Raw genomic sequence first — 22,451 nt, forward strand, 5'->3', positions numbered from 1 at the left:
ATGCAACCCTGGGGCAAATGGCAGGTAAGCTCTTACCCTGAACGAACAAACGACGCGGATGCTGCGTCAACCAACGCCTGGCCTTTAATGGATGCCAGGAAACCCAGCCCAGAGGCATTTATGAGTAACAACCTCGACCAGCTCACCGATTGGTTGAAAGACCACAAGATCACAGAAGTCGAATGCATGATTGGCGACCTCACCGGCATCACCCGGGGCAAGATCTCGCCGACCAACAAGTTCATCGCCGAAAAAGGCATGCGCCTGCCCGAAAGCGTTCTGTTGCAGACCGTGACCGGCGACTATGTCGAAGACGACATCTATTACGAATTGCTCGACCCGGCCGACATCGACATGATCTGCCGCCCCGACCAGAACGCGGTATTCCTGGTGCCCTGGGCCATCGAGCCGACCGCCCAGGTGATCCACGACACCTACGACAAGCAAGGCAACCCGATCGAGCTGTCGCCGCGCAACGTGCTCAAGAAAGTCCTCAAGCTCTACGCCGACCGCGGCTGGCAGCCAATCGTGGCGCCGGAGATGGAGTTCTACCTGACCAAGCGCTGCGAAGACCCGGACTTCCCGCTGCAACCGCCGATTGGCCGTTCCGGTCGCCCGGAGACGGGGCGTCAGTCCTTCTCTATAGAAGCGGCCAACGAATTCGACCCCCTGTTCGAGGATGTCTACGACTGGTGCGAACTGCAGGAGCTTGACCTCGACACGCTGATCCACGAAGACGGCACCGCCCAGATGGAAATCAACTTCCGTCACGGCGATGCATTGTCCCTGGCCGACCAGATTCTGGTGTTCAAGCGCACCATGCGTGAAGCCGCGCTCAAGCACAATGTGGCCGCTACCTTCATGGCCAAGCCCATGACCGGCGAGCCCGGCAGTGCGATGCACCTGCACCAGAGCATTATCGACACAACCACCGGCAAGAACGTCTTCTCCAATGAAGACGGAAGCATGAGCCAACTGTTCCTCAACCATATTGGTGGCCTGCAGAAATTCATCCCCGAATTGCTGCCTTTATTCGCCCCCAACGTGAATTCATTCCGCCGTTTCCTGCCCGACAACTCGGCGCCGGTGAACGTGGAGTGGGGTGAGGAAAACCGCACCGTGGGCCTGCGCGTACCGGATGCCGGCCCGCAGAACCGCCGCGTGGAAAACCGCTTGCCGGGCGCCGATGCCAACCCGTACCTGGCGATCGCCGCCAGTTTGCTCTGTGGCTACATCGGCATGGTCGAAGGTCATAACCCGAGCGCACCCGTGGTGGGCCGTGGTTACGAGCGACGCAATCTGCGCCTGCCGTTGACCATCGAAGACGCGTTGGAACGTATGGAAAACAGCAAGACCATCGAGAAATACCTGGGTCAGAAGTTCATCACAGGCTACGTCGCGGTCAAGCGGGCCGAGCATGAAAACTTCAAGCGCGTGATCAGTTCGTGGGAGCGGGAATTCCTGCTCTTCGCCGTCTGATGCGCCGGGCGCGCCCTTCAAACGGCGCGCCTTCACTGAAAAGTCTAGGAGAACGGTATGTCCAGCAACAACCCGCAAACCCGTGAATGGCAAGCCTTGAGCAATGATCACCACCTGGCGCCGTTCAGCGACTTCAAGCAATTGAAAGAGAAAGGCCCAAGGATCATCACCAAAGCTCACGGCGTTTACCTGTGGGACAGCGAAGGCAACAAGATCCTCGACGGCATGGCCGGCCTGTGGTGCGTGGCGATCGGTTACGGTCGCGATGAACTGGCTGATGCCGCCGCCAGGCAGATGAAAGAACTGCCGTACTACAACCTGTTCTTCCAGACCGCTCACCCGCCGGTACTCGAGCTGGCCAAAGTTATTTCCGAAGTCGCACCCGCCGGGATGAACCACGTGTTCTTCACCGGTTCCGGCTCCGAAGGCAACGACACCATGTTGCGCATGGTCCGCCACTACTGGGCGATCAAAGGCCAACCCAACAAGAAAACCATCATCAGCCGCAAGAATGGCTACCACGGCTCCACCGTGGCCGGCGCCAGCCTGGGCGGCATGACCTATATGCATGAACAGGGCGACCTGCCGATCCCTGGCATCACCCACATCGCCCAACCTTACTGGTTTGGCGAAGGCGGCGACATGAGCCCTGAAGCATTCGGGACCTGGGCCGCCAACCAGTTGGAAGAGAAGATCCTGGAACTGGGCGTGGATAACGTCGGCGCCTTTATTGCCGAGCCGATCCAGGGCGCCGGGGGCGTGATCGTGCCGCCAGATACTTACTGGCCGCGCATCAAGGAAATCCTTGCCAAATACGACATCCTGTTTGTCGCCGACGAAGTGATCTGCGGTTTCGGCCGTACCGGCGAGTGGTTCGGCAGCGATTTCTACGACCTCAAGCCACACATGATGACCATCGCCAAGGGCCTGACATCGGGCTACGTGCCCATGGGCGGCCTGATCGTGCACGACGATGTAGTGGCCGTGCTCAACGAAGGCGGCGATTTCAACCACGGGTTCACCTACTCCGGGCATCCGGTGGCGGCGGCGGTGGCCCTGGAAAACATCCGCATATTGCGCGATGAGAAAATCGTTAACCGCGTACACGACGAAACGGCACCTTATTTGCAGAAACGTCTGAGGGAACTGGCGGACCATCCCCTGGTGGGTGAAGTGCGCGGCGTGGGCATGCTCGGTGCGATCGAACTGGTGCAGGACAAGGCCACGCGCAAGCGTTACGAAGGGAAGGGCGCCGGCATGATTTGTCGCACTTTCTGCTTCGACAATGGCCTGATCATGCGCGCCGTGGGCGACACCATGATCATGTCGCCGCCGTTGGTGATCAGCAAGGCTGAGATCGACGAGTTGGTGACCAAGGCCCGCCAGTGCCTGGACCTGACTTTGGCGGCATTGCAGGACTGAGTAGATAAATGTGGGGGCCGGTTGAAAGCAGGCCCCCGAACTTGCCAGACTGTCGTCCTGTTTTGTTGCCCTTTGGCTGGGCCCGAAACATACAACTTGCGGCCCAAAAAAGAAAAATCGGAGCATTACCCAATGAAGGCATTAGGTTTGAAGAACGCTGGCAAGACCCTCCTCGCCTTGTCCCTGATGGGCGCAATGGCGGGCGCGGCCCAGGCGGACAATAAAGTGCTGCACGTCTACAACTGGTCCGACTACATTGCACCGGACACCATCGCCAACTTTGAAAAAGAGTCGGGCATCAAGGTGGTGTACGACGTTTTCGACAGCAACGAGACCCTGGAAGCCAAATTGCTGGCAGGCAAGTCCGGCTACGACATTGTCGTGCCGTCGAACAACTTCCTCGCCAAGCAGATCAAGGCCGGTGTCTATCAGGAGCTGGACACGTCCAAGCTGACGGGCTACAGCAACCTGAACAAGTCCTTGCTCAAGGCCGTGTCGATCAGCGACCCGGACAACAAGCACGCGTTCCCGTACATGTGGGGCTCGATTGGTATCGGCTACAACCCGGAGAAGGTCAAGGCCGCGTTGGGCGTGGACAAGATCGATTCGTGGGATGTACTGATGAAGCCGGAAAACATCGCCAAGCTGAAAAGCTGCGGCGTGAGCTTCCTCGACTCGCCGACCGAAATGCTGCCGATCGCGCTGCATTACCTGGGCCTGCCGACCGACACCCAGAAGAAGGCCGACCTCAAGCAAGCCGAAGACCTGTTCCTGAAAATCCGTCCTTCGATTGGCTACTTCCACTCCTCCAAGTACATCTCAGACCTGGCCAACGGCAACATCTGCGTAGCCGTGGGTTACTCGGGTGACATCCAGCAGGCCAAGTCCCGAGCGGCTGAAGCCGGTGGCAAAGTCAAAGTCGCCTACGACATTCCAAAAGAAGGCGCCGGCAGCTTCTTCGACATGGTCGCCATCCCCAAAGATGCTGAAAACGTCGAGGCCGCTTACGCCTTCATGAACTTCCTGCTCAAGCCGGACGTCATGGCGGCGATCACCAACAGCGTGCGATTCCCGAACGGTAACGAGAAAGCCACTGCGCTGGTCGACAAAGACATCACCAGCGACCCGGGCATCTACCCGTCGGCTGAGGTGCAGTCCAAGCTCTACGCGATTGCCGACTTGCCGGCTGCGACTCAGCGTGAAATGACCCGCAGCTGGACCAAAATCAAATCAGGTAAATAACCCTTAAACCTGTGAGAGCGGGCCTGTGTGGGAGCGGGCTGGCTCGCGAAAGCGGCGTATCAGTTGATGCATTGGCTGGCTGACACACCGTCTTCGCGAGCAAGCCCGCTCCCGCGCAAACCGTCTTCCACAAATTAGATGACAGAAAGCTTTGCCGGATCGGTTTATCGAGGGTAAGTTGCGCGCCGGTTTTGTTGCCGGGCAACAACTTTAGGCCCAACTATTTAAGAGGACCTCCACTTGCCAATTTCTTTATTTCGCAAAGCCATGCTGGTGGGTGCAGGTATCACGCTGGCTGTCAGCGTGCAGGCCGCACCGACCGTGCATGTTTATAACTGGTCGGACTACATCGGCCCCGACACCCTGGCCAACTTCGAAAAGGCCAGCGGCATCAAGCCCGTGTATGACGTGTTCGATTCCAACGAAACCCTGGAAGGCAAGCTGCTCGCCGGGCGCACCGGTTATGACGTGGTGGTGCCGTCCAACCACTTCCTGGGCAAGCAGATCAAGGCTGGAGCGTTCCAGAAACTCGACAAGTCGTTGCTGACGAACTACGCCAACCTCGACCCGGCATTGCTCAAGCGCCTTGAGAAGAATGATCCGGGCAATGCCTACGCCGTGCCTTACCTGTGGGGTACCAACGGCATCGGTTACAACGTCGACAAAGTGAAGGAGGTACTGGGCGTCGACAAGATCGACTCCTGGGCCATGCTGTTTGAACCGGAAAACATGAAGAAGCTCGCCACCTGCGGCGTGTCATTCATGGATTCGGCGGATGAAATGCTGCCCGCGGTGCTCAACTACATGGGCCTGGACCCGAACAGCACCAACCCGGCCGACTATAAGAAGGCCGAAGAAAAACTGCTGAAAGTGCGTCCCTACGTGACCTACTTCCATTCCTCCAAATACATCTCGGACCTGGCCAACGGCAACATCTGCGTGGCCGCCGGTTTCTCCGGCGATGTGTTCCAGGCCAAGGCCCGCGCGGCCGAGGCGGGCAAAGGCGTGAACATCGCCTACGCGATTCCCAAGGAAGGCGGCAACCTGTGGTTTGACGTGCTGGCGATTCCCAAGGACGCCGCCAACGTTAAGGAGGCGCACGCCTTCATCAACTATTTGCTGCAACCTGAAGTGATCGCGCAGGTCAGTGATTACGTCGGTTACGCCAACCCGAACCCAGGGTCGGACAAACTGATGGAGCAATCGATACGCACCGACGCAGCGGTTTACCCACCGCAGGCGGTTCTTGACCGGACATTCGTTAACTTCGAGTTGCCCCCCAAAGTGCAGCGTTTAATGACCCGTAGCTGGACCAAGGTCAAGACGGGCAAGTAAGGCTCAAACTATCCAAGTTCGCTCACCTGGGGCGAACTGCAAATTTGTTGGGAGTTTCGTAAATGGCAGTTGCCTCCGGCGCCTATAAGAAAGCCCTCGAGGGCGACCAGACACCGAAAAAGGTGCTGGTCAAAATCGACCGGGTCACGAAGAAGTTCGACGAGACGATTGCCGTGGACGATGTGTCCCTGGAAATCAAGAAAGGCGAGATTTTCGCCTTGCTCGGCGGTTCGGGTTCGGGCAAGTCCACTTTGCTGCGCATGCTCGCCGGTTTCGAGCGCCCGACTGAAGGCCGCATCTACCTCGACGGTGTGGACATCACCGACATGCCGCCCTATGAGCGGCCGATCAACATGATGTTCCAGTCGTACGCGTTGTTCCCGCACATGACCGTGGCGCAGAACATCGCCTTCGGCCTGCAACAGGACAAGATTCCCAAGGCCGAAGTCGATGCCCGCGTGGCCGAGATGCTCAAGCTGGTACAGATGAGCCAGTACGCCAAGCGCAAGCCGCACCAGCTGTCCGGCGGTCAGCGCCAGCGTGTGGCCTTGGCCCGCTCCCTGGCCAAGCGTCCAAAACTGCTGCTGCTCGATGAGCCCATGGGCGCCCTCGACAAGAAGCTGCGCTCGCAGATGCAGCTGGAACTGGTCGAGATCATCGAACGCGTCGGCGTGACCTGTGTGATGGTGACCCACGACCAGGAAGAGGCCATGACCATGGCCGAGCGCATCGCGATCATGCACCTGGGCTGGATCGCTCAAATCGGCAGCCCGATCGATATCTACGAAACGCCTACCAGCCGCCTGGTGTGCGAGTTCATCGGCAACGTCAATATCTTCGACACCCAAGTGGTGGACGACGCCGAAGGCCACGCCGTGCTCAAGTGCCCGGACCTGGACCGCGATATCTACGTGGGCTACGGCATCGCCACCGCGGTGGAAGACAAATCGGTGACCTACGCCATCCGCCCGGAAAAACTGCTGGTCACCACCGAAATGCCGACCTGTGAGCACAACTGGTCCAGCGGCAAAGTGCACGACATCGCCTACCTGGGCGGTCACTCGGTATTCTACGTGGAGCTGCCGAGCGGCAAGTTGGTGCAGTCCTTCGTGGCCAACGCCGAACGCCGTGGCCAGCGCCCAACCTGGGGTGACCAGGTGTACGTATGGTGGGAAGACGACAGCGGCGTGGTACTACGCTCATGAACATGAAGAAATTCAAGCGGCGCTTGGATCGCATCGTGCCCAGTGGCAAGCAGGTGGTCATCGGGATTCCCTTCCTCTGGCTGTTCCTGTTTTTCGCACTGCCGTTTTTCATCGTGTTGAAAATCAGCTTTGCCGAAGCCGATGTGGCGATCCCGCCTTACACCGAGATCTACACCTACGTTGAGCAAAAGCTGCAAGTGGTGCTGAACCTGGCCAACTACAGCTTGCTGGCGGGCGATGAGTTGTACATCGCCGCGTACCTGGGCTCGCTGAAAATGGCGTTTTTCAGCACGCTGCTGTGCCTGCTGATCGGCTACCCGATGGCCTACGCCATCGCCACCGCGCGCAAGGAAATGCAAACGGTGCTGGTGCTGCTGATCATGATGCCGACCTGGACCGCGATCCTGATCCGCGTGTATGCGTGGATGGGCATCCTCAGCAATAACGGCTTGCTCAACGGCTTCCTGATGTCCATGGGGTTGATCAACGAGCCGCTGCAGATCCTCAACACCAACATCGCGGTGTATATCGGCGTGGTCTATTCGTACCTGCCGTTCATGATCCTGCCGCTGTACGCCAACCTGGTGAAACACGATCAGAGCCTGCTGGAAGCGGCCTCGGACCTGGGCTCAAGCACCTTCAACAGCTTCTGGAAGATCACCGTGCCGCTGTCCAAGAACGGCATCATCGCCGGCTGCATGCTGGTGTTTATCCCGGTGGTGGGCGAGTTCGTGATTCCTGAGCTGCTCGGCGGCCCGGAAACTCTGATGATCGGTAAAGTGCTGTGGCAGGAATTCTTCAACAACCGTGACTGGCCGGTGGCCTCTGCATTGGCGGTCGTGATGCTGGCGATCCTGATCGTGCCGATCATCCTGTTCAACCGCAGCCAGGCCAAAGAGCTGGAGGGCAAGATATGAAGCGCTTTCGTTTCTCCAGCTTCATGCTGGTCGTGGGGTTGTTGTTCATCTACCTGCCGATGTTGATCCTGGTGATCTACTCGTTCAACGAATCCAAGCTGGTGACGGTGTGGGGCGGGTGGTCGATCAAGTGGTACGTGGGCCTGCTGGACAACACCCAGTTGATGGGCTCGGTGGCGCGTTCCCTGGAAATCGCCTGCTACACCGCAGTGGCGGCGGTGGCGTTGGGTACCCTGGCGGCGTTCGTGCTGACGCGCATCAGCCAGTTCAAGGGCCGCACGCTGTTCGGCGGCCTGGTCACGGCGCCGCTGGTGATGCCGGAAGTGATCACAGGCCTGTCGCTGTTGCTGCTGTTTGTGGCCATGGCGCAGTTGATCGGCTGGCCCCAGGAGCGTGGCATCGTCACCATCTGGATCGCCCACACCACGTTCTGTGCGGCGTATGTGGCGGTGGTGGTGTCGGCCCGCTTGCGTGAGCTGGACCTGTCGATCGAAGAAGCAGCGATGGACCTGGGGGCGCGGCCGTGGAAGGTGTTCTTCCTGATCACTATCCCGATGATCGCGCCGTCACTGGCGGCGGGCGGCATGATGTCGTTCGCGCTGTCGCTGGATGACCTGGTACTGGCCAGCTTCGTGTCGGGCCCGGGTTCGACCACCTTGCCGATGGAAGTCTTCTCGGCCGTGCGGCTTGGGGTTAAGCCCGAGATCAATGCGGTGGCCAGCCTGATTCTGCTGGCGGTGTCGCTGGTGACCTTCCTGGTGTGGTTCTTCAGCCGTCGGGCCGAGGAACACCGCAAAAAGGCCATTCAGCAAGCCATTGAAGAAGCCGCTGCCGATGGCTGGCAGCAGCCGGACAAGCGTCGGGCGCCGGCGCCGGTCTGACTGCCGGAACCGGGTAAAAACTGTAGCTGGCTTGCATTCAAGCCAGCTATGCAGCCCACGGCGACTTGCGGATCACCTCCACAAAGTTCATCGGCTTGAACCCCGGCTCCTGATCCACCAACACATCGGTCTTCACGTTGCCAAACGTGGTCTGCGGGCGATGACGCAAGCCGTCGGCGAACGCGCAGATGATGCATTCCTTGAATCCCTCACCACGTGGGTGCGCATGCACCACCGCTTCGCGCTGCACGCTGCTGAACGCGGCGTAGTCCATGCCCAGCACGTCCATCTCCACACCGGCAGTCACCAGCGCCACGGTGGGGCGCAGATGCTGCGGCACGCCCGGCGTGGTGTGCAGGGCGATGGACAACCACACTTGTTCGATATCGTCATCGCTCAGCCCATAGGGCTTGAGAAAGGCGGCCGCCGCGTTGGCGCCGTCCACTTCGAAGCGCTCGTTGTCGCTGCGATGGCCTTCCACCAGGCCGAGGTCGTGGAACATTGCGCCCACGTACAGCAGCTCCGGGTTATAAGCCAGTTGCTTGCGCTCACCGCTCAATGCACCGAACAGGAAGACCCGGCGGGAGTGGTGGTAGAGCAGGTCGGACTCGATGTCGCGGATGTACTCGGTGGTGGCCCTGGCCAGGGCGCTGTCGGGGATCTTGATACCGGCAATGGTGGTGCTCATGGTGACTCTCCTCGGGAAAGTCTCCAGTCTGGTCGCGCACCCGCGAGTGGGCCATCGTGGTGAGGGTGCGATCCCGGCCAATGTGCCGCCACATCGTGCCAAAGCGGCACGCGATCAAATGTGGACGGTGGCTTGCCTGCGATAGCATCACCTCGGTATACCTGATGGACCGAGTTGTCTGCATCGCAGGCAAGCCCGCTCCCCCAGGGTTTTGAAGTGCGCCCGGAGATAAAGGTTTCCCCATGCAAAAAACCGTCGCCGTCCTGATCTTCCCCGGCGTCCAGTCATTGGACGTGACCGGGCCGATGGACGTGTTCTGCGAGGCGAACAGATTCCTGGCGCCTGAAGACCACTATCAGCTGGAAGTCATCGGCCTTGGCCACGGCAGCATGGCGTGCTCCAACGGTTTGTCGTTACAGGCTCACCAGCATTACAGCCAAGCCTTGCAGGCCTATGACCTGCTGCTGGTCGCCGGCGGACCGCAGTTGCCCTTCGAGGATTTCGGCCCGCCGTTTGATGACTGGCTACGCGCCGCCGCCGCGCGGGCCCGGCGCTTCGGCTCGATTTGCAATGGCGCCTTCATGCTGGCCCGCGCCGGTCTGCTGGACGGTAAAACCGTCACCACGCATTGGGGTGACGCCGCCGACCTGGCGCGCTTGTGCCCTTCGGCCCAGGTCGAAGCCGACCGTCTGTATGTGCAGGACGGCAACCTCTACACCTCGGCCGGGGTCACGGCGGGGATCGACCTGTCGCTTTACCTGCTGGCCCAGGACCATGGCCCGGAAGTCGCGTTGAGCGTGGCCAAGCGGTTAGTCGTGTTCACTCAGCGTTCGGGCGGCCAGTCGCAGTTCAGCCCGTTCCTCACGCCTCATGCCGAAACCACCTCGGCGGTGGCGCTGGTGCAGTTGTACGTGCTGGCGAACCTGACCGGGGATTTGAGCATTGCCGACCTGGCCAGGGCGGCGAATATGAGTGCGCGCAATTTTTCTCGGGTATTCGCCCGTGAAGCGCGGATTACGCCGGCGGAATTTGTGGAGAGGGCACGCGTGGATGCGGCGCGGATTATGCTCGAAAGCACCCACGCGCCGCTGAAGACGGTGGCCTATCAGTGCGGTTTTCGCGATGCCCAGCACATGCGCAGTGTGTTCAACCGCCGGCTGGGCGTGACGCCGCAACAGTTCAGACTTAACTTTGCGGCGCCGGTGTGAGCGTGTCGTAGGCCTCGAGTGCGCGCAGCGAGTAGATGTACGCCGCACCCGCATTCAGGGAAATTGCGGTGGCCAGGGTAGCGGCCACTTCTTCGCGGGTCGCCCCGGCCTTGATCGCGGCATCGGCATGCACGCCGATGCAACCGTCGCAGCGGGTGGTGATGGCCACGGCGATGGAAATCAGCTCGCGGGTCTTGGCGTCGAGGACATTGTTTTCCTCGGCAGCTTCCCCCAGCGCCATGTAGGCTTTGACCATCTTCGGGTTGCTCTTGCCCAGCGCGCCAAAGGCTTTCTTCACGGTAGGCAGCAAGTCGGACCAGTTATTGAACATTGCGGTAACTCCTGAACGGGTTGGGTGTGAAGCCAGTCTGTGCCGTTCGTTGTCGGGGTTATTGTTCAATCCGCTCATCTTTTTGACCGATGCTCGCAAATGAATTCGATCGACACCCTTATCGCGCTGGCCAACCTGCGCGGCAGTCTGGATTTGCGTTGCCAGTTCCAGGGTGACTGGGCGCTGGACCATGCGCCGGAAAACCTCGGCGTGGCGCCTTATCACATCGTGCTTAGCGGCACTTGCCGCGCCGAGCTGTCGGGCGGGCAGCAGGTGACATTGGAGGAGGGCGATATCCTGCTGATGCCCGGTGGCGGGACTCATCTGCTGCGCAGCCAGGGCGCGCGGATTCGGCCGATGCAGCCACGGGTCATCGAGGGCGGTGTGTTGACGGTGCATCGCCTGGGCGGCGACCAGCCGGACCTGGACATGCTGTGCGGCAGCTTTCATTACAACCGCCAGTCGTTGTTGTTCGGTGCCTTGCCGGATTACCTGGTGGTGTCCAGTCGACAGTGGCAGGGCGACGGGCAACTGGCGGCGTTGATCGCCCTGCTGCGCAGTGAAGCGGACGGCCAGCGACTGGGCGCCCGTTCGTTTATCGATGCACTCTCCTCGGCCCTGTTCACCTTGATCCTGCGCACCTGGTTGAACGACCAGGCGCCGGTGGCCGGGACCTTCGCCTTGCTCGCCGACAAGCGCTTGAGCAACGCCTGGCAAGCCATGCTGGCCGAGCCGGGGCATGAATGGACCATCGACAGCCTGGCCTTGGCTGCCAACATGTCGCGCGCGACCTTTATGCGGGCGTTCGTCAAAGTGGCGGGGGTGTCGCCGTGGGTACTGTTGACCCAGTTGCGCATGGAGTTGGCGTTCAACCTGCTGCGCCAGTCCCGCCTGAGCCTGATCGACATCGCCGCCCGGGTGGGCTACCAATCCCAGGCGGCGTTCAGCAAGAAATTCAAGGACACCTACGGCGAAGCGCCGGGGCGACTGCGGGCGCGGTAGCCGCCTGCCCAACATCTTTCAAGATGTGGGCGTGGCCGAATCTATCTCGCAGGCAACAGCTTGAGGGTGCCACGGGTATTGGCTGTGATTTCCTCCTCACTGAAATGCGCCTGCTCGTATCTGCCTTCGATATAGCTTTGCGCCTGATCGCTGTAGTGCCGGTCAAACGGCACGCCGCTCTGGCCCACCGGGTTGATGGTCAAGGCATGGGCCGCGTCGGCGAAGTCGATCAGGCGACGGGTCGAAGGGCCGTAGGTCACCGGCCAGGGCGCCGGGCCGATCATGGCGGTCTGGTTGTTCGGCACTTCGTGGCTGCCCGGCGCCGCGAAGGGGCCGACATTGAATAGCCTGTCCAGCGGCTTCTGCATGCCCAGCGGGTGGCCGTGGGTCAGGGTGTGCGCTTTGCCCCACTGCCACTGCGACGGGTCATCGCCGAAGGTGGCTTTCAGGTGCGCCAGGCTGTCGTCCCAGGCCAGCTTGACGGTGTCGGCTCGCGTGCCGTTCCACCACGGCGAATCCGGCGCGGCGGCCAGGCGTGGCAGTGCAGCGTCGATCACGCGAGTGCTGAGCAGGGTCTTGAACATGGCGTCGCCCAGTTTCGGGTGGAAGGTCGCGTCGGCCAGGTTGAACAGCAGCTGGTTGAACAGGGTGGCGCTGGTGGAGTCCAGCGGGTAATCGCCTTTCCAGCTTGCCAACTGTTCCACCAGCTTCAACTGCGCCGGGTCTGTGACCACCTCACGCAACACCGGCAACAGCGGCGCCAGCAGGCGCGGGCCAAAGGCGGTGATAGTGCCCAGTTGCAGGGCCTGGCTGTTGTTCACATCCCACTTCACGCGGTTGTCGCTCAATTGCGCATTCAACTGCTGGCCACGGTCGGCCAGGTTGTAATAACCGGGGATTTCCATGCCGGTGGGCGATGCCGGCTGGGCATTGGCGGAGACCACATAGCCGCGCGCCGGGTTTTCTTCGTGGGGGTTGGCGCTGAACGGGTAGAAGCCGAGCTTGTCGGCCTGGGCGGTACTGCCATCGAGGATGAATGCCGGGTTGACGCCGGCCGGGCGTATCGGCAATTGCGCCGCCGCCCACCAGCCGATATCGCCCTTGGCATTGGCCCACACGATATTCAGGCCCGGCGCCGACACCTTGGCCGCCGCAGCACGGGCCTTGGCCAGGGAGTCGGCACGGTTGAGCTGGTAGAAACCCTCGAGGATCGGGTTTTCGGTGTCCAAAAAGGCCCACCACATGGCAATCGGCGTGGTGCCGGCGTTTTCACCGAGCACGTCATTGACGATCGGGCCGTGGGGCGACCGGCGCAGGGTGAGCGTGACCGGGGCCTGGCCCTTGACCTGGATTTGCTGTTCGCTGCTGCTCATATCAACCCACTGGCCGTGATACCAGACCTGGTTGGGGTTGGCCGGGTTGACCTTTTCGGCGATCAGGTCGAGGTCGTCGTTCTGGAACATGGTCAGGCTCCAGCCGAAATCCAGGTTGTGCCCCAGGAATGCCACCGGCACCAGCGCGTTGTGGTAGCCATACAACTCAAAGCCAGGCGCTGACAGCTGCGCCTCGTACCACACCGACGGCACCGAGAAACGGATATGGGGGTCGCCCGCCAGCAATGGCTTGCCGCTGCGGGTGCGACTGCCACTGACGGCCCAGGCATTGCTGCCTTCCAATTGCGGCAAGCCGTTGTCCGCCAGGGCTTGTTCGCTCAGGCCGGCGAGGGCGCCGAGGGTCTTCCAGTCGCCGGCCGCCAGGTTAAGCGCGCCTTTGGAGTGCCAATCAAGGTCGAACACCTTGAGGTAGTCGCCGCCCAATTGGTCGCGTATGTAAGTCAGCACCGGTTCGGTACGAAAGGCTGCGGCGAAGCTGTAGGCCATATACCCGGCGACGCTGATGGAGTCCTCGGCGGTGAACGGGCGCTTGGGGATGTCCAGCACATCGAACTCCATCGGGCTGGCGTGGCTGGCCTGATATTGGTTGATGCCGTCCAGATAGGCTTGCAGGGCCTTCCACGAGGCCGAGTCAGGGTTCATATGCTCGACATAGTTCAAGGCGCGCTCGCGAATCCGCAGGCTGCGAAACAGCTTATCGGTCTCCAGCAGCTTGGGCCCCAGCACCTCGGCCAGCTCGCCACGGGCCAGGCGGCGCATGATTTCCATCTGGAACAGCCGGTCCTGGGCATGCACATAGCCTAAAGCGCGGTACAGGTCGGTCTCGTTCTCGGCGCGGATATGCGGCACGCCACGGTCGTCGTAGCGCACCGTGACCGAGTCTTGCAGGTGCGCGAGCGTGGCCGTGCCCTGGCGGGTCGGTTGCTTGCTGTAGACGTACCAGCCGGCACCGAGGGCGACCAGCACCACCAGTGCCACAAGGGCCTGCAAGACACGCTTCATCGACTTTCCTCACCCGGAATGGACGGACTACGGTTCCTTAGGCCACGAACAATAGCAGCCCACCGCCAGGGTGTGCGTGGCATTCACTTCGCGCCCGGCTTGCAAGGCTTTGAGGATCGGCTCGATAAAGCTGTTGCTGGCATTGCAGGTCAGCCCTTCGCTGTACGGACCGAAATACGCCAGCTTGCCCGTACGGTCCCAAATGCCCACGGCCGGGCTGGCCGGCACCTGATCGGCGCCGGGCAGGGCGTTGAGGGTTTTCATCAGGCGCAGGTTGTCCGGCAGGGCACCGTGGCTGCCGGCTTTTTGCAGGGCGTAGAACTCGACACCTTGCGGCGCGTATTGCTCGATCAGCTCACCCAGGTGTTGCTGGTTACCGACATTGCACGGGCAGGCCGGGTCCCAGAAGTGCACCAGGCGAATCGGGCCGTGCCCGCTGAGGGCGGCGGGCAGTTGCAGTGCATCGCCGGAGAATACCGCCGTGTGCTCGCTGAAGGCGCGCAGGTAACGGCCCTGGAACCAGTCATAGGCGGCCCACAGCATGCCGGCGCAGATAATCAGCACCAGGCTGGCGAACAAGGCAGTGCGGTAGGGCTGTCGCATTCAGTTGTATCCTCGCGGGTCGCGTAGCTTGCCATGCTTGTCCTGACAGATGAATATCGCAGCTCGATTTTCATCTTCACCGTCAGTCTGGAACCCTTTATGCCCGTCACCTTTGACCCTGATCATCTGCGCGAAAGCTTGCGCCCCCTGGTGGATGCGCAGCCGCTGTCAGCCGAAGCGAGGGTTTATCAACGTTTCTATGGGCTCGACCTGGGCGCACGCACGGTGCCGGCCGTGAGCCGTCTGGGGCGCTTGGAGGTGGGCGGGTTCGAGGTGGTGGCCCAGGTGTGGTGGCCGCCTGCGCCCGTGGCGACGATGTTCCTGTTTCACGGCTTCTACGACCATATGGGGCTGTACCGCCACGTCGTGGACTGGGCGTTGGACCAGGGCTTCGTGGTGATTGCCTGCGACCTGCCGGGCCATGGCTTGTCCAGCGGCGTGCGCGCCAGCATCGATGAGTTTGCGGTGTACCAGGACGTGATGCAGGCGTTGTTCGCCGAGGCCAAGGCGTTGCAATTGCCGCAACCCTGGCACTTGTTCGGGCAAAGCACCGGCGGCGCGATTGTGGTGGACCACCTGCTCAACCACGGCGCCCACAGCCCGGCCCAAGGCAAGACCTTTCTGCTGTCGCCGCTGGTGCGCCCGCGCGCCTGGGGCTGGTCCCAGTTCAGCTATTACCTGCTGCGCCCGTTCGTCAAAGGCATCGCGCGACGGTTCAGCGATAACTCCAACGACCCGGCATTCAAACCCTTTCTCGAAGCCGACCCCCTGCAGCCGCGCCAACTGCCCACCGCCTGGGTAGGCGCCCTGGCGCGCTGGATCAAGCGCATCGAAGCCGCCCCGCGCAGCCCACGGCGGCCGGTGATCGTACAGGGGGAAGAGGATATGACGGTGGACTGGCAGCATAATTTGCGCGTGCTGCGGGGCAAGTTCGATGAGCCGCAGGTGCTGATGCTCAAGCGCGGGCGGCACCATCTGGCGAACGAGATTCCGGAGATTCGCGAAGAGTATTTCCGCTACCTGACGGACCATTCGAAATAACGCGATCCAAATGTGCAAGCTGGCAAGCCAGCCCCGCTTACGGGGCCAGGCTTGAGGTGCTTTGGCCGACAGCCAATCCTGCGCGAATGGCGGCGAGCGCCGCCTGGTAATACGCCTTACCTTCCGGCGATTCGGCAAACGTAGCGAATTCTTCCAGCTCCGGGTCGGACAAGTCCCGGTAGACGTACAACAACGTGTTGTTCAGGTCTTTATCGATCTGCTGCATCAGCCGCTCACGCTGCCCATTCAGCATGCCCTGGGCCTGGCCGCCGCCCAACAGGCCGGGGATCATCTGGCTCAAGCTGTCCGCCGCCACACCGGCAATCGCCAAGCTGACTTCGGCGCCGGCTTCACGCGCGGGCAGGGCCTGGGCCAGGTGGCCGATGATCAAGCTGCGGGTGGCGTCGGCTTGAATTTTCGGCAGGCCCTGAGCGTTTTTCGCCAACTGGTCGCGACGCGTGGCGAGCAACTCGGCGGCGACAATCTTGCGGCCCAGGGGCGATTGGAAAAACGTAAGGGCCGGTTTCGAGTCCGCCAGGTGCTGGCGCAATTGCGCTTCGGCACGCTGGTCCATGGCCTGGGCCGCGAAGCGTTTGTTGCTGTTATCCACCAGCGCCTGGTACACCGCCGGCGGCAAGCTGTTGCGGTAGCGCTGCTGGGCGGCACTGAGGGCGTCATTGAAATGCGCACGTTGTTCGGCCCAGCCGGCGACCTTGTACAACTGGTCATGGCCGTCTGCCCAGGCGGGCAAAACGCAGAACATCAGCAAGGAAAAAAACAAACGACGCATAAGGACTCCTGTCAGGCGGCCACTATTGTCCGTGTCGGGCGTAGGATTTGTCGAGAAGTCCTATCAGTCACCTGACTAAAGTGTATTCAGACGCTCGACGGCGCTGTCGGATTAACAGGCGTATGGATACTATGCGCGCCATGCAAATACCCCTTGATCACCCACTGCTGCAACGCATTGTCGACGACCTGGCCGAAAAAGGCTGGTCGCAGCAAAATGCTTTCCTGCCCCAGGCTCTGACCCTGGAGTTGGCGGCCGAGTGCCGTAAACGTGCGGCGGAGGGTGAGCTGGCGCCGGCCGCGGTAGGGCGTGGGCCGGCCCAGGAAATTCGCGAGGGGATTCGCGGCGACCATATCCAATGGCTGGAAGAGGGCGACGCCGCCGTCTGCGACACCTACATGGCGGTGATGGACAGCCTGCGCCTGGCAATGAACCGTGGCCTGTTCCTGGGCCTGGAAGATTTCGAAAGCCACTTCGCGATGTACCCGCCGGGGGCGTTCTACCTCAAGCACGTGGACCGTTTTCGCGACGATGACCGGCGCATGGTCTCGGCCGTGATCTATTTGAACGACGCCTGGCTGCCCGAACATGGCGGCCAGTTGCGCATGTACCTCAAGGGTGGCATCGAACACGACGTGTTGCCCGCCGGCGGTAGCCTGGTGGTGTTCCTCTCGGGCGAGGTGCCACATGAGGTCCTGCCTGCCACGCGTGAGCGCCTGTCCCTGACCGGCTGGTTTCGCCGGCGCGGCAACGAGCCGTTTTAAGCAGGCCAAAGAGTCTGGCTGCTGCGGGCATTACTGCGTGTTGGCTACCGGCGCATCCCCTTCAAACCATTTGCTCTCCAGCGCTTTCAATCGACCATCTGCTTTCACCCGGCCCAGCGCATTGTCGAGGCTGCTCTTGAACGCCGGGTTGCCTTTCTGGAAGGGAATCGCCAGCTCAGGCGACTCGTGATAAGCCGTGCTGAAATCGAACTGATCCTTAAGCTCGGCAGTCATAGCGATATGGTTAATCGCCACGTCGTATTTGCCGGTCGCCACGCCAGGCAGCAGGTCGGCATCATCGGTGGTGAGAAACGAGGAGCGTACGTCCATTTCTTTTGCCAGCAATTCGCCCAGCTCGACTTCAAAGCCGGTGAGTTTGTCGCCTTGCTTGAAGTTGTAAGGCGGGGTGTTGGCATCAAGGGCGATGCGCAGCTCGCCGCGATCGTTGACATCGTCGATCAGCTCGGCGTGAGCCCAAGGGCTCAGAAGGGGAAGCAACAGTAACAGGCCAGGCGAAAAGCGCATGGTCACTCCTAAAGAATTCGAATGTACGAGGTGCCGTTGAGCATCGTTTTGCTATGGTGTTGGTTGCCTTGGACCCCAAATTATCGCGAAGTTGTCGTAACCCTACAGAATTCACAGAAAAACTGGAGAAACGAATGAAAGCCCTTTTGTCCCGTGCAACGATCGCCAGCCTTTTGCTGGGTACCTCAATGTTGGCCAGTGCCGCAGACCTTCCTCGTACGCCCGCGCCTGAAGGTGCCGAAGTGTTTATCGTCTCGCCGAAGGATGGCGCAACCGTCGATAAAACCTTTACCGTAAAATTCGGCATCAAGAAGCTGGACCTGGAGCCGATCGACAAGCAAGTGCCTAACGCCGGCCACCACCACCTGCTGGTAGACCGGGACGTGAAATCGCTTGACGCAAATGCCCCTATCCCAGCCGACCCCACTTCGATTCACTTCGGCAAGGCGCAAACCGAAACCGAGCTGACCCTGACGCCAGGCGAGCACACCTTGCAACTGGTCGCCGGCGACAACTTGCATCGCCAGTTCGAGCCTACGATAGCCTCGAAAGTCATCACGGTTAACGTCAAGTAAAGATGTGTGCAGACAAAAAAATGGGAGACCCCTGCGGGTCTCCCATTTTTTTTGGTGATCATCTGTAGGAGCGAGCTTGCTCGCGAAGAACGTCAGCGATAACGCGTTTATCCGGATTGAACGCGGCGTCCTCGGGCCTTTCGCGAGCAAGCTCGCTCTTACAGTTCGCCCGGAGTTCTTAGAAAAGAACGCGGCTACGAATTGTGCCATTGATGTGCTGCAGCTTCTCTTGCGCCAGGTCCGAGTACTCGGCGTCGACGTCGATCACCACGTAGCCGACCTTCTCGTTGGTCTGCAGGAACTGACCGGAGATGTTGATGCCGTTTTCCGCAAAGACTTTGTTGATCTCCATCATCACACCCGGAATGTTCTGGTGGATGTGCAGCAGGCGGTGCTTGCCAGGGTGAGCCGGCAGGGCCACTTCCGGGAAGTTCACGGACGATACCGAGGTGCCGTTGTCGCTGTACTTGACCAGCTTTTCCGACACTTCCAGGCCGATGTTGGCCTGGGCTTCAGCGGTGGAGCCGCCGATGTGCGGGGTGAGGATCACGTTGTCCAGGCCACGCAGCGGGCTTTCGAAGATGTCGTCGTTGGAGCGTGGCTCCACCGGGAACACGTCGATGGCGGCGCCGATCAGGTGCTTGTCCTTGATCGCGTCGGCCAGGGCGTCCAGTTCGACCACGGTGCCGCGCGCGGCGTTGATCAGGATCCCGCCTTTCTTGATAGCGCGGATTTCCTTCTCGCCGATCATCCACTGGGTCTCAGCGGTTTCCGGAACGTGCAGGGTGACGATGTCGGACATGCCCAGCAGTTCGGTCAGGCTCGCCACTTGCGTGGCGTTGCCCAGCGGCAGCTTGGTCAGGGTGTCGTAGAAGAACACCTGCATGCCCAAGCCTTCAGCCAGTACCGACAGCTGCGTGCCGATCGAGCCGTAACCGACGATACCCAGCTTCTTGCCGCGTATTTCGAAGGAATTGGCTGCGCTTTTGATCCAGCCGCCACGGTGGCAGGAAGCATTCTTCTCGGGGATACCGCGCAACAGCAGGATGGCCTCGGCGAGCACCAGCTCCGCAACGGAACGGGTGTTGGAGTACGGTGCGTTGAACACCGCGATGCCGCGCTCGCGCGCTGCATTGAGGTCGACCTGGTTGGTGCCGATGCAGAAACAGCCGACGGCCACGAGTTTCTTGGCGTGGTCGAAGATCTCTTCGGTCAGCTGAGTGCGGGAGCGAATGCCGATAAAGTGCGCGTCGGCGATCTTTTCCTTGAGCTGGGCTTCCGGCAGAGAACTGGTGATGTACTCAATGCTGGTGTACCCGGCGGCTTTCAGAACGTCGACAGCCGATGGGTGGACGCCTTCCAGAAGAAGGAACTTGATCTTGCTCTTATCGAGAGAAGTCTTGCTCATCTGCGTAAACCTGTATCCCGGAGAAAAATGGCAGGGAATCGAATAGCCGGATGTGCCCTGATCCACCAATACTGTTCCCGTTTGACGGCGACTGTTGCCGTCATGCTGCGTTGCCGCTCCTCCCCATAGCCAGCTATGAGTCGTCACGGCGTCTTGCCTGACGACAACAGCCACTCGTCAACAGAAACGTATTGGTCAATCAAGGCACAGAGCTGACCCGGACGGCAGGAAAGCCGTCACCGCAGAAACGCCCTTGGGCTCTGTCCTGCGGGGGCGGTATGCTAGCATACGCGCCCCGCTAAACACCTATTCCTGCGACGTGAAGCGTTCTCAGGATGACCATGAATTGTTCGAGAGTTCTGTCAATGACCCATGCTGCCCTGATTGATGAGCTGAAGACCCTGGTTGAGCCCGGCAAAGTGCTGACCGACGCCGACTCCCTGGAGGCTTACGGCAAGGATTGGACCAAGCATTTTGCGCCCGCGCCGTGCGCCATCGTCTTCCCTAAGACCATCGAGCAGGTGCAGGCCATCGTCCGTTGGGCCAATACGCACAAGATGGCGCTGGTGCCATCCGGCGGGCGAACCGGTCTGTCGGCGGCGGCTGTTGCGGCCAACGGCGAAGTGGTGGTGTCGTTCGATTATATGAACCAGGTCCTCGACGTGAACCTGACCGACCGCACCGCTGTGTGCCAGCCGGGCGTGGTCACCAAGCAATTGCAGAACGTCGCCGAAGAAAACGGGCTGTATTACCCGGTGGATTTCGCATCCTCGGGTTCCAGCCAGATTGGCGGCAATATCGGCACCAATGCCGGCGGGATCAAGGTGATTCGCTACGGTATGACCCGTAACTGGGTGGCCGGGCTGAAAGTCGTCACCGGCAAGGGCGATGTGCTGGAGCTGAACCGTGACTTGATCAAGAACGCCACCGGCTACGACATGCGCCAGCTGTTCATCGGCGCCGAAGGTACTCTGGGCTTTGTGGTGGAAGCCACCATGCGCCTGGACCGTACACCGAAAAACCTGACCGCCATGGTGCTCGGCACCACCGACTTCGACTCGATCATGCCGGTGCTGCACGCCTTCCAGAACAAGCTGGACCTGACCGCTTTCGAATTTTTCTCCGACAAGGCACTGGCCAAAGTGCTCGGCCGTGGCGACGTGCCGGCGCCGTTCGACACCGAATGCCCGTTCTACGCGCTGCTGGAATTTGAAGCCACCACCGAAGAAGTCGCCAATCACGCCCTGGAAACCTTCGAGCACTGCGTCGAGCAAGGCTGGGTGCTGGACGGCGTGATGAGCCAGAGCGAAACCCAGCTGCATAATCTGTGGAAACTGCGCGAGTATATCTCCGAGACGATTTCCCACTGGACGCCGTACAAAAACGATATTTCTGTCACCGTTTCCAAAGTGCCGGCGTTCCTCAGGGAAATTGACGCTATCGTCGCCGAACACTACCCGGACTTTGAAATCGTCTGGTTTGGCCACATTGGCGACGGTAACCTGCACCTGAACATTCTCAAGCCGGAAAACCTGAGCAAAGACGAGTTCTTCGCCAAGTGCGCCACCGTCAACAAGTGGGTGTTCGAGACCGTCGCCAAATACAACGGCTCGATCTCCGCCGAACACGGCGTGGGCATGACCAAGCGCGATTACCTGACGTACAGCCGCTCACCGGTGGAAATCGAATACATGAAGGCCGTGAAAGCGGTGTTTGACCCGAACGGGATCATGAACCCAGGCAAGATCTTCGCTGTTTAAGGACGCTGTTTAAGGAGTCGTTCCATGAGCTACCAGCACAAGTATGTCGACGGCACCAACATCCACTTTCCCGTAGGTAAAGTGGTGTGTATCGGGCGTAACTACGCCGAACACGCCAAGGAACTGGACAACCCGGTGCCGACCGAGCCACTGCTGTTCATCAAGCCGGGCAGTTGCGTGGTGCCGCTGGAAGGCGGTTTCACCCTTCCGACCGAGCGCGGTTCGGTGCATTACGAAGCGGAAATCGCCGTGTTGATCGGCAAGCCGTTGTCGAACAAGCCAAGCCGCGAAGAAGTGCTGGACGCCATCTCCGGCTTCGCCCCGGCGCTGGACTTGACCCTGCGTGACAAGCAGGCCGAGTTAAAGGCCAAAGGCCTGCCGTGGGAAATCGCCAAGTCGTTCGACGGCGCGGCGGTGATCGCGCCTTTCGTGGTCGGCAGCACCTTTGCGGATTTGACCGATATCGGCATTCGCCTGACCATCAATGGCGAAGTGCGTCAGAACGGCAACAGTGCGCAAATGCTCAACCCGATCGTGCCGATGATCCAGCACATGGCCGGCTGCTTCTCGCTGCAGGCGGGCGATGTGATCCTGACGGGCACTCCGGCCGGCGTAGGGCCGCTGAATGTCGGGGATAAGCTGGTACTGGAATTGTCGGGCGTCAACCGCTTCGAAAGCGTAGTTCGCTGAGAGACTGCAGGAGGAGGGCAAGCCTTAATGCCAGTCAGTTAAGACAGAACCGGTCCCCGTGGCGAGGGAGCTTGCTCCCGTTGGGGCGCGAAGCGGCCCCAAAAATGGGACTGCTACGCAGTCCAGCGGAAGCAAGCTCCCTCGCCACAGTGACCGGTTCTGTCTTAACTGACTGGCATTAGGGCAAGC

Annotated in this window: 21 protein-coding genes; 14 read left to right on the plus strand and 7 right to left on the minus strand. The window is 60.7% G+C overall.

The genetic code is table 11. The features are described 5' to 3' along the window. The first annotated feature begins 120 nt into the window (after nt 1-120). The 7 genes from Q1V60_RS14350 to Q1V60_RS14380 all read left to right on the plus strand — a co-directional run bounded on the left by Q1V60_RS14350 (nt 121) and on the right by Q1V60_RS14380 (nt 8,481). Nucleotides 121-1,479, plus strand: a complete 1,359-nt coding sequence (locus Q1V60_RS14350; RefSeq protein ID WP_300631424.1) for a glutamine synthetase family protein — start codon at nt 121-123, stop codon at nt 1,477-1,479. 57 nt (nt 1,480-1,536) lie between these two features. Beyond that, nucleotides 1,537-2,901, plus strand: a complete 1,365-nt coding sequence (locus Q1V60_RS14355; RefSeq protein WP_300631426.1) for an aspartate aminotransferase family protein — start codon at nt 1,537-1,539, stop codon at nt 2,899-2,901. Between the two features lie 147 nt (nt 2,902-3,048). Next, on the plus strand, nt 3,049-4,143 hold the full coding sequence (locus tag Q1V60_RS14360) for a polyamine ABC transporter substrate-binding protein (RefSeq protein WP_300631451.1): 1,095 nt from the start codon (nt 3,049-3,051) through the stop codon (nt 4,141-4,143). A gap of 240 nt (nt 4,144-4,383) precedes the next feature. Continuing rightward, nucleotides 4,384-5,478, plus strand: a complete 1,095-nt coding sequence (locus Q1V60_RS14365; RefSeq protein WP_300631427.1) for a polyamine ABC transporter substrate-binding protein — start codon at nt 4,384-4,386, stop codon at nt 5,476-5,478. 62 nt (nt 5,479-5,540) lie between these two features. Further along, nucleotides 5,541-6,683 carry a polyamine ABC transporter ATP-binding protein gene (gene potA, locus Q1V60_RS14370; protein WP_003176776.1) on the plus strand — a complete coding sequence of 381 codons (1,143 nt, stop codon included), beginning with the start codon at nt 5,541-5,543 and terminating at the stop codon, nt 6,681-6,683. Then, nucleotides 6,680-7,600 (plus strand): ABC transporter permease subunit, encoded by a 921-nt coding sequence (locus Q1V60_RS14375; RefSeq protein WP_057014223.1) that lies wholly within the window; start codon nt 6,680-6,682, stop codon nt 7,598-7,600. The genes potA and Q1V60_RS14375 overlap by 4 nt, the downstream gene beginning before the upstream one ends. Beyond that, nucleotides 7,597-8,481, plus strand: coding sequence for an ABC transporter permease subunit (locus tag Q1V60_RS14380; protein WP_300631430.1), 885 nt, complete (start codon nt 7,597-7,599; stop codon nt 8,479-8,481). The genes Q1V60_RS14375 and Q1V60_RS14380 overlap by 4 nt, the downstream gene beginning before the upstream one ends. Before the next feature lie 46 nt (nt 8,482-8,527). Here the strand turns inward: Q1V60_RS14380 and Q1V60_RS14385 are convergent, their stop codons facing one another. Further along, nucleotides 8,528-9,169, minus strand: coding sequence for an HD domain-containing protein (locus tag Q1V60_RS14385; protein WP_300631432.1), 642 nt, complete (start codon nt 9,167-9,169; stop codon nt 8,528-8,530). Between the two features lie 242 nt (nt 9,170-9,411). Between Q1V60_RS14385 and Q1V60_RS14390 the strand changes: the two genes are divergently transcribed. Continuing rightward, nucleotides 9,412-10,377 (plus strand): DJ-1/PfpI family protein, encoded by a 966-nt coding sequence (locus Q1V60_RS14390; RefSeq protein ID WP_300631434.1) that lies wholly within the window; start codon nt 9,412-9,414, stop codon nt 10,375-10,377. Here Q1V60_RS14390 and Q1V60_RS14395 read toward each other — a convergent pair. Then, complete coding sequence (locus Q1V60_RS14395; protein ID WP_010167834.1) at nt 10,355-10,708, minus strand: carboxymuconolactone decarboxylase family protein; 354 nt, start codon at nt 10,706-10,708, stop codon at nt 10,355-10,357. The two genes, Q1V60_RS14390 and Q1V60_RS14395, sit on opposite strands and share 23 nt — an antisense overlap. A 99-nt stretch (nt 10,709-10,807) precedes the next feature. Between Q1V60_RS14395 and Q1V60_RS14400 the strand changes: the two genes are divergently transcribed. Then, on the plus strand, nt 10,808-11,710 hold the full coding sequence (locus tag Q1V60_RS14400; RefSeq protein WP_300631437.1) for an AraC family transcriptional regulator: 903 nt from the start codon (nt 10,808-10,810) through the stop codon (nt 11,708-11,710). A 41-nt stretch (nt 11,711-11,751) separates the two neighbouring features. Here the strand turns inward: Q1V60_RS14400 and Q1V60_RS14405 are convergent, their stop codons facing one another. Further along, nucleotides 11,752-14,106, minus strand: coding sequence for a penicillin acylase family protein (locus tag Q1V60_RS14405; RefSeq protein ID WP_300631439.1), 2,355 nt, complete (start codon nt 14,104-14,106; stop codon nt 11,752-11,754). 27 nt (nt 14,107-14,133) lie between these two features. Further along, nucleotides 14,134-14,709 carry a DUF6436 domain-containing protein gene (locus tag Q1V60_RS14410; RefSeq protein ID WP_300631441.1) on the minus strand — a complete coding sequence of 192 codons (576 nt, stop codon included), beginning with the start codon at nt 14,707-14,709 and terminating at the stop codon, nt 14,134-14,136. A gap of 99 nt (nt 14,710-14,808) precedes the next feature. On the opposite strand from Q1V60_RS14410, the gene Q1V60_RS14415 reads away from it, so the two are divergent. Further along, complete coding sequence (locus tag Q1V60_RS14415) at nt 14,809-15,750, plus strand: alpha/beta hydrolase (protein WP_300631453.1); 942 nt, start codon at nt 14,809-14,811, stop codon at nt 15,748-15,750. Nucleotides 15,751-15,787: 37 nt separating this feature from the next. Here Q1V60_RS14415 and Q1V60_RS14420 read toward each other — a convergent pair whose 3' ends face one another. Next, nucleotides 15,788-16,540, minus strand: coding sequence for a DUF2059 domain-containing protein (locus Q1V60_RS14420; RefSeq protein WP_300631442.1), 753 nt, complete (start codon nt 16,538-16,540; stop codon nt 15,788-15,790). A gap of 131 nt (nt 16,541-16,671) precedes the next feature. Between Q1V60_RS14420 and Q1V60_RS14425 the strand changes: the two genes are divergently transcribed. Beyond that, nucleotides 16,672-17,304, plus strand: coding sequence for a 2OG-Fe(II) oxygenase (locus Q1V60_RS14425; protein ID WP_300631455.1), 633 nt, complete (start codon nt 16,672-16,674; stop codon nt 17,302-17,304). 30 nt (nt 17,305-17,334) lie between these two features. On the opposite strand, the gene Q1V60_RS14430 is transcribed toward Q1V60_RS14425, so the two are convergent. After that, nucleotides 17,335-17,829 carry a transporter substrate-binding domain-containing protein gene (locus tag Q1V60_RS14430; protein WP_300631444.1) on the minus strand — a complete coding sequence of 165 codons (495 nt, stop codon included), beginning with the start codon at nt 17,827-17,829 and terminating at the stop codon, nt 17,335-17,337. A 134-nt stretch (nt 17,830-17,963) separates the two neighbouring features. On the opposite strand from Q1V60_RS14430, the gene Q1V60_RS14435 reads away from it, so the two are divergent. Then, a complete protein-coding gene (locus Q1V60_RS14435; protein ID WP_300631446.1) occupies nt 17,964-18,404 on the plus strand; it encodes a DUF4399 domain-containing protein in 441 nt (146 codons plus the stop codon). A 178-nt stretch (nt 18,405-18,582) separates the two neighbouring features. Here Q1V60_RS14435 and serA read toward each other — a convergent pair whose 3' ends face one another. Further along, nucleotides 18,583-19,812, minus strand: a complete 1,230-nt coding sequence (serA, locus tag Q1V60_RS14440; protein ID WP_003195214.1) for a phosphoglycerate dehydrogenase — start codon at nt 19,810-19,812, stop codon at nt 18,583-18,585. A gap of 365 nt (nt 19,813-20,177) precedes the next feature. Between serA and Q1V60_RS14445 the strand changes: the two genes are divergently transcribed. Further along, a complete protein-coding gene (locus tag Q1V60_RS14445) occupies nt 20,178-21,572 on the plus strand; it encodes an FAD-binding oxidoreductase (protein WP_300631449.1) in 1,395 nt (464 codons plus the stop codon). A 24-nt stretch (nt 21,573-21,596) separates the two neighbouring features. After that, nucleotides 21,597-22,262, plus strand: a complete 666-nt coding sequence (locus Q1V60_RS14450) for a fumarylacetoacetate hydrolase family protein (protein WP_300631450.1) — start codon at nt 21,597-21,599, stop codon at nt 22,260-22,262. Nucleotides 22,263-22,451 lie beyond the last annotated feature (189 nt).

The organism is Pseudomonas sp. (genome assembly GCF_030147005.1).
GTDB lineage: Bacteria > Pseudomonadota > Gammaproteobacteria > Pseudomonadales > Pseudomonadaceae > Aquipseudomonas.

What these genes read in the sequence shown, in the direction of transcription:
- Q1V60_RS14405 (WP_300631439.1), bottom strand. Translation starts at nt 14,106, where the DNA reads ATGAAGCGTGTCTTGCAGGCCCTTGTGGCACTGGTGGTGCTGGTCGCC.
- Q1V60_RS14395 (WP_010167834.1), bottom strand. Translation starts at nt 10,708, where the DNA reads ATGTTCAATAACTGGTCCGACTTGCTGCCTACCGTGAAGAAAGCCTTT.
- Q1V60_RS14430 (WP_300631444.1), bottom strand. Translation starts at nt 17,829, where the DNA reads ATGCGCTTTTCGCCTGGCCTGTTACTGTTGCTTCCCCTTCTGAGCCCT.
- Q1V60_RS14380 (WP_300631430.1), top strand. Translation starts at nt 7,597, where the DNA reads ATGAAGCGCTTTCGTTTCTCCAGCTTCATGCTGGTCGTGGGGTTGTTG.
- Q1V60_RS14355 (WP_300631426.1), top strand. Translation starts at nt 1,537, where the DNA reads ATGTCCAGCAACAACCCGCAAACCCGTGAATGGCAAGCCTTGAGCAAT.
- potA (WP_003176776.1), top strand. Translation starts at nt 5,541, where the DNA reads ATGGCAGTTGCCTCCGGCGCCTATAAGAAAGCCCTCGAGGGCGACCAG.
- Q1V60_RS14425 (WP_300631455.1), top strand. Translation starts at nt 16,672, where the DNA reads ATGCGCGCCATGCAAATACCCCTTGATCACCCACTGCTGCAACGCATT.
- serA (WP_003195214.1), bottom strand. Translation starts at nt 19,812, where the DNA reads ATGAGCAAGACTTCTCTCGATAAGAGCAAGATCAAGTTCCTTCTTCTG.
- Q1V60_RS14450 (WP_300631450.1), top strand. Translation starts at nt 21,597, where the DNA reads ATGAGCTACCAGCACAAGTATGTCGACGGCACCAACATCCACTTTCCC.
- Q1V60_RS14420 (WP_300631442.1), bottom strand. Translation starts at nt 16,540, where the DNA reads ATGCGTCGTTTGTTTTTTTCCTTGCTGATGTTCTGCGTTTTGCCCGCC.
- Q1V60_RS14415 (WP_300631453.1), top strand. Translation starts at nt 14,809, where the DNA reads ATGCCCGTCACCTTTGACCCTGATCATCTGCGCGAAAGCTTGCGCCCC.
- Q1V60_RS14385 (WP_300631432.1), bottom strand. Translation starts at nt 9,169, where the DNA reads ATGAGCACCACCATTGCCGGTATCAAGATCCCCGACAGCGCCCTGGCC.
- Q1V60_RS14435 (WP_300631446.1), top strand. Translation starts at nt 17,964, where the DNA reads ATGAAAGCCCTTTTGTCCCGTGCAACGATCGCCAGCCTTTTGCTGGGT.
- Q1V60_RS14390 (WP_300631434.1), top strand. Translation starts at nt 9,412, where the DNA reads ATGCAAAAAACCGTCGCCGTCCTGATCTTCCCCGGCGTCCAGTCATTG.
- Q1V60_RS14400 (WP_300631437.1), top strand. Translation starts at nt 10,808, where the DNA reads ATGAATTCGATCGACACCCTTATCGCGCTGGCCAACCTGCGCGGCAGT.
- Q1V60_RS14445 (WP_300631449.1), top strand. Translation starts at nt 20,178, where the DNA reads ATGACCCATGCTGCCCTGATTGATGAGCTGAAGACCCTGGTTGAGCCC.
- Q1V60_RS14410 (WP_300631441.1), bottom strand. Translation starts at nt 14,709, where the DNA reads ATGCGACAGCCCTACCGCACTGCCTTGTTCGCCAGCCTGGTGCTGATT.
- Q1V60_RS14375 (WP_057014223.1), top strand. Translation starts at nt 6,680, where the DNA reads ATGAACATGAAGAAATTCAAGCGGCGCTTGGATCGCATCGTGCCCAGT.
- Q1V60_RS14350 (WP_300631424.1), top strand. Translation starts at nt 121, where the DNA reads ATGAGTAACAACCTCGACCAGCTCACCGATTGGTTGAAAGACCACAAG.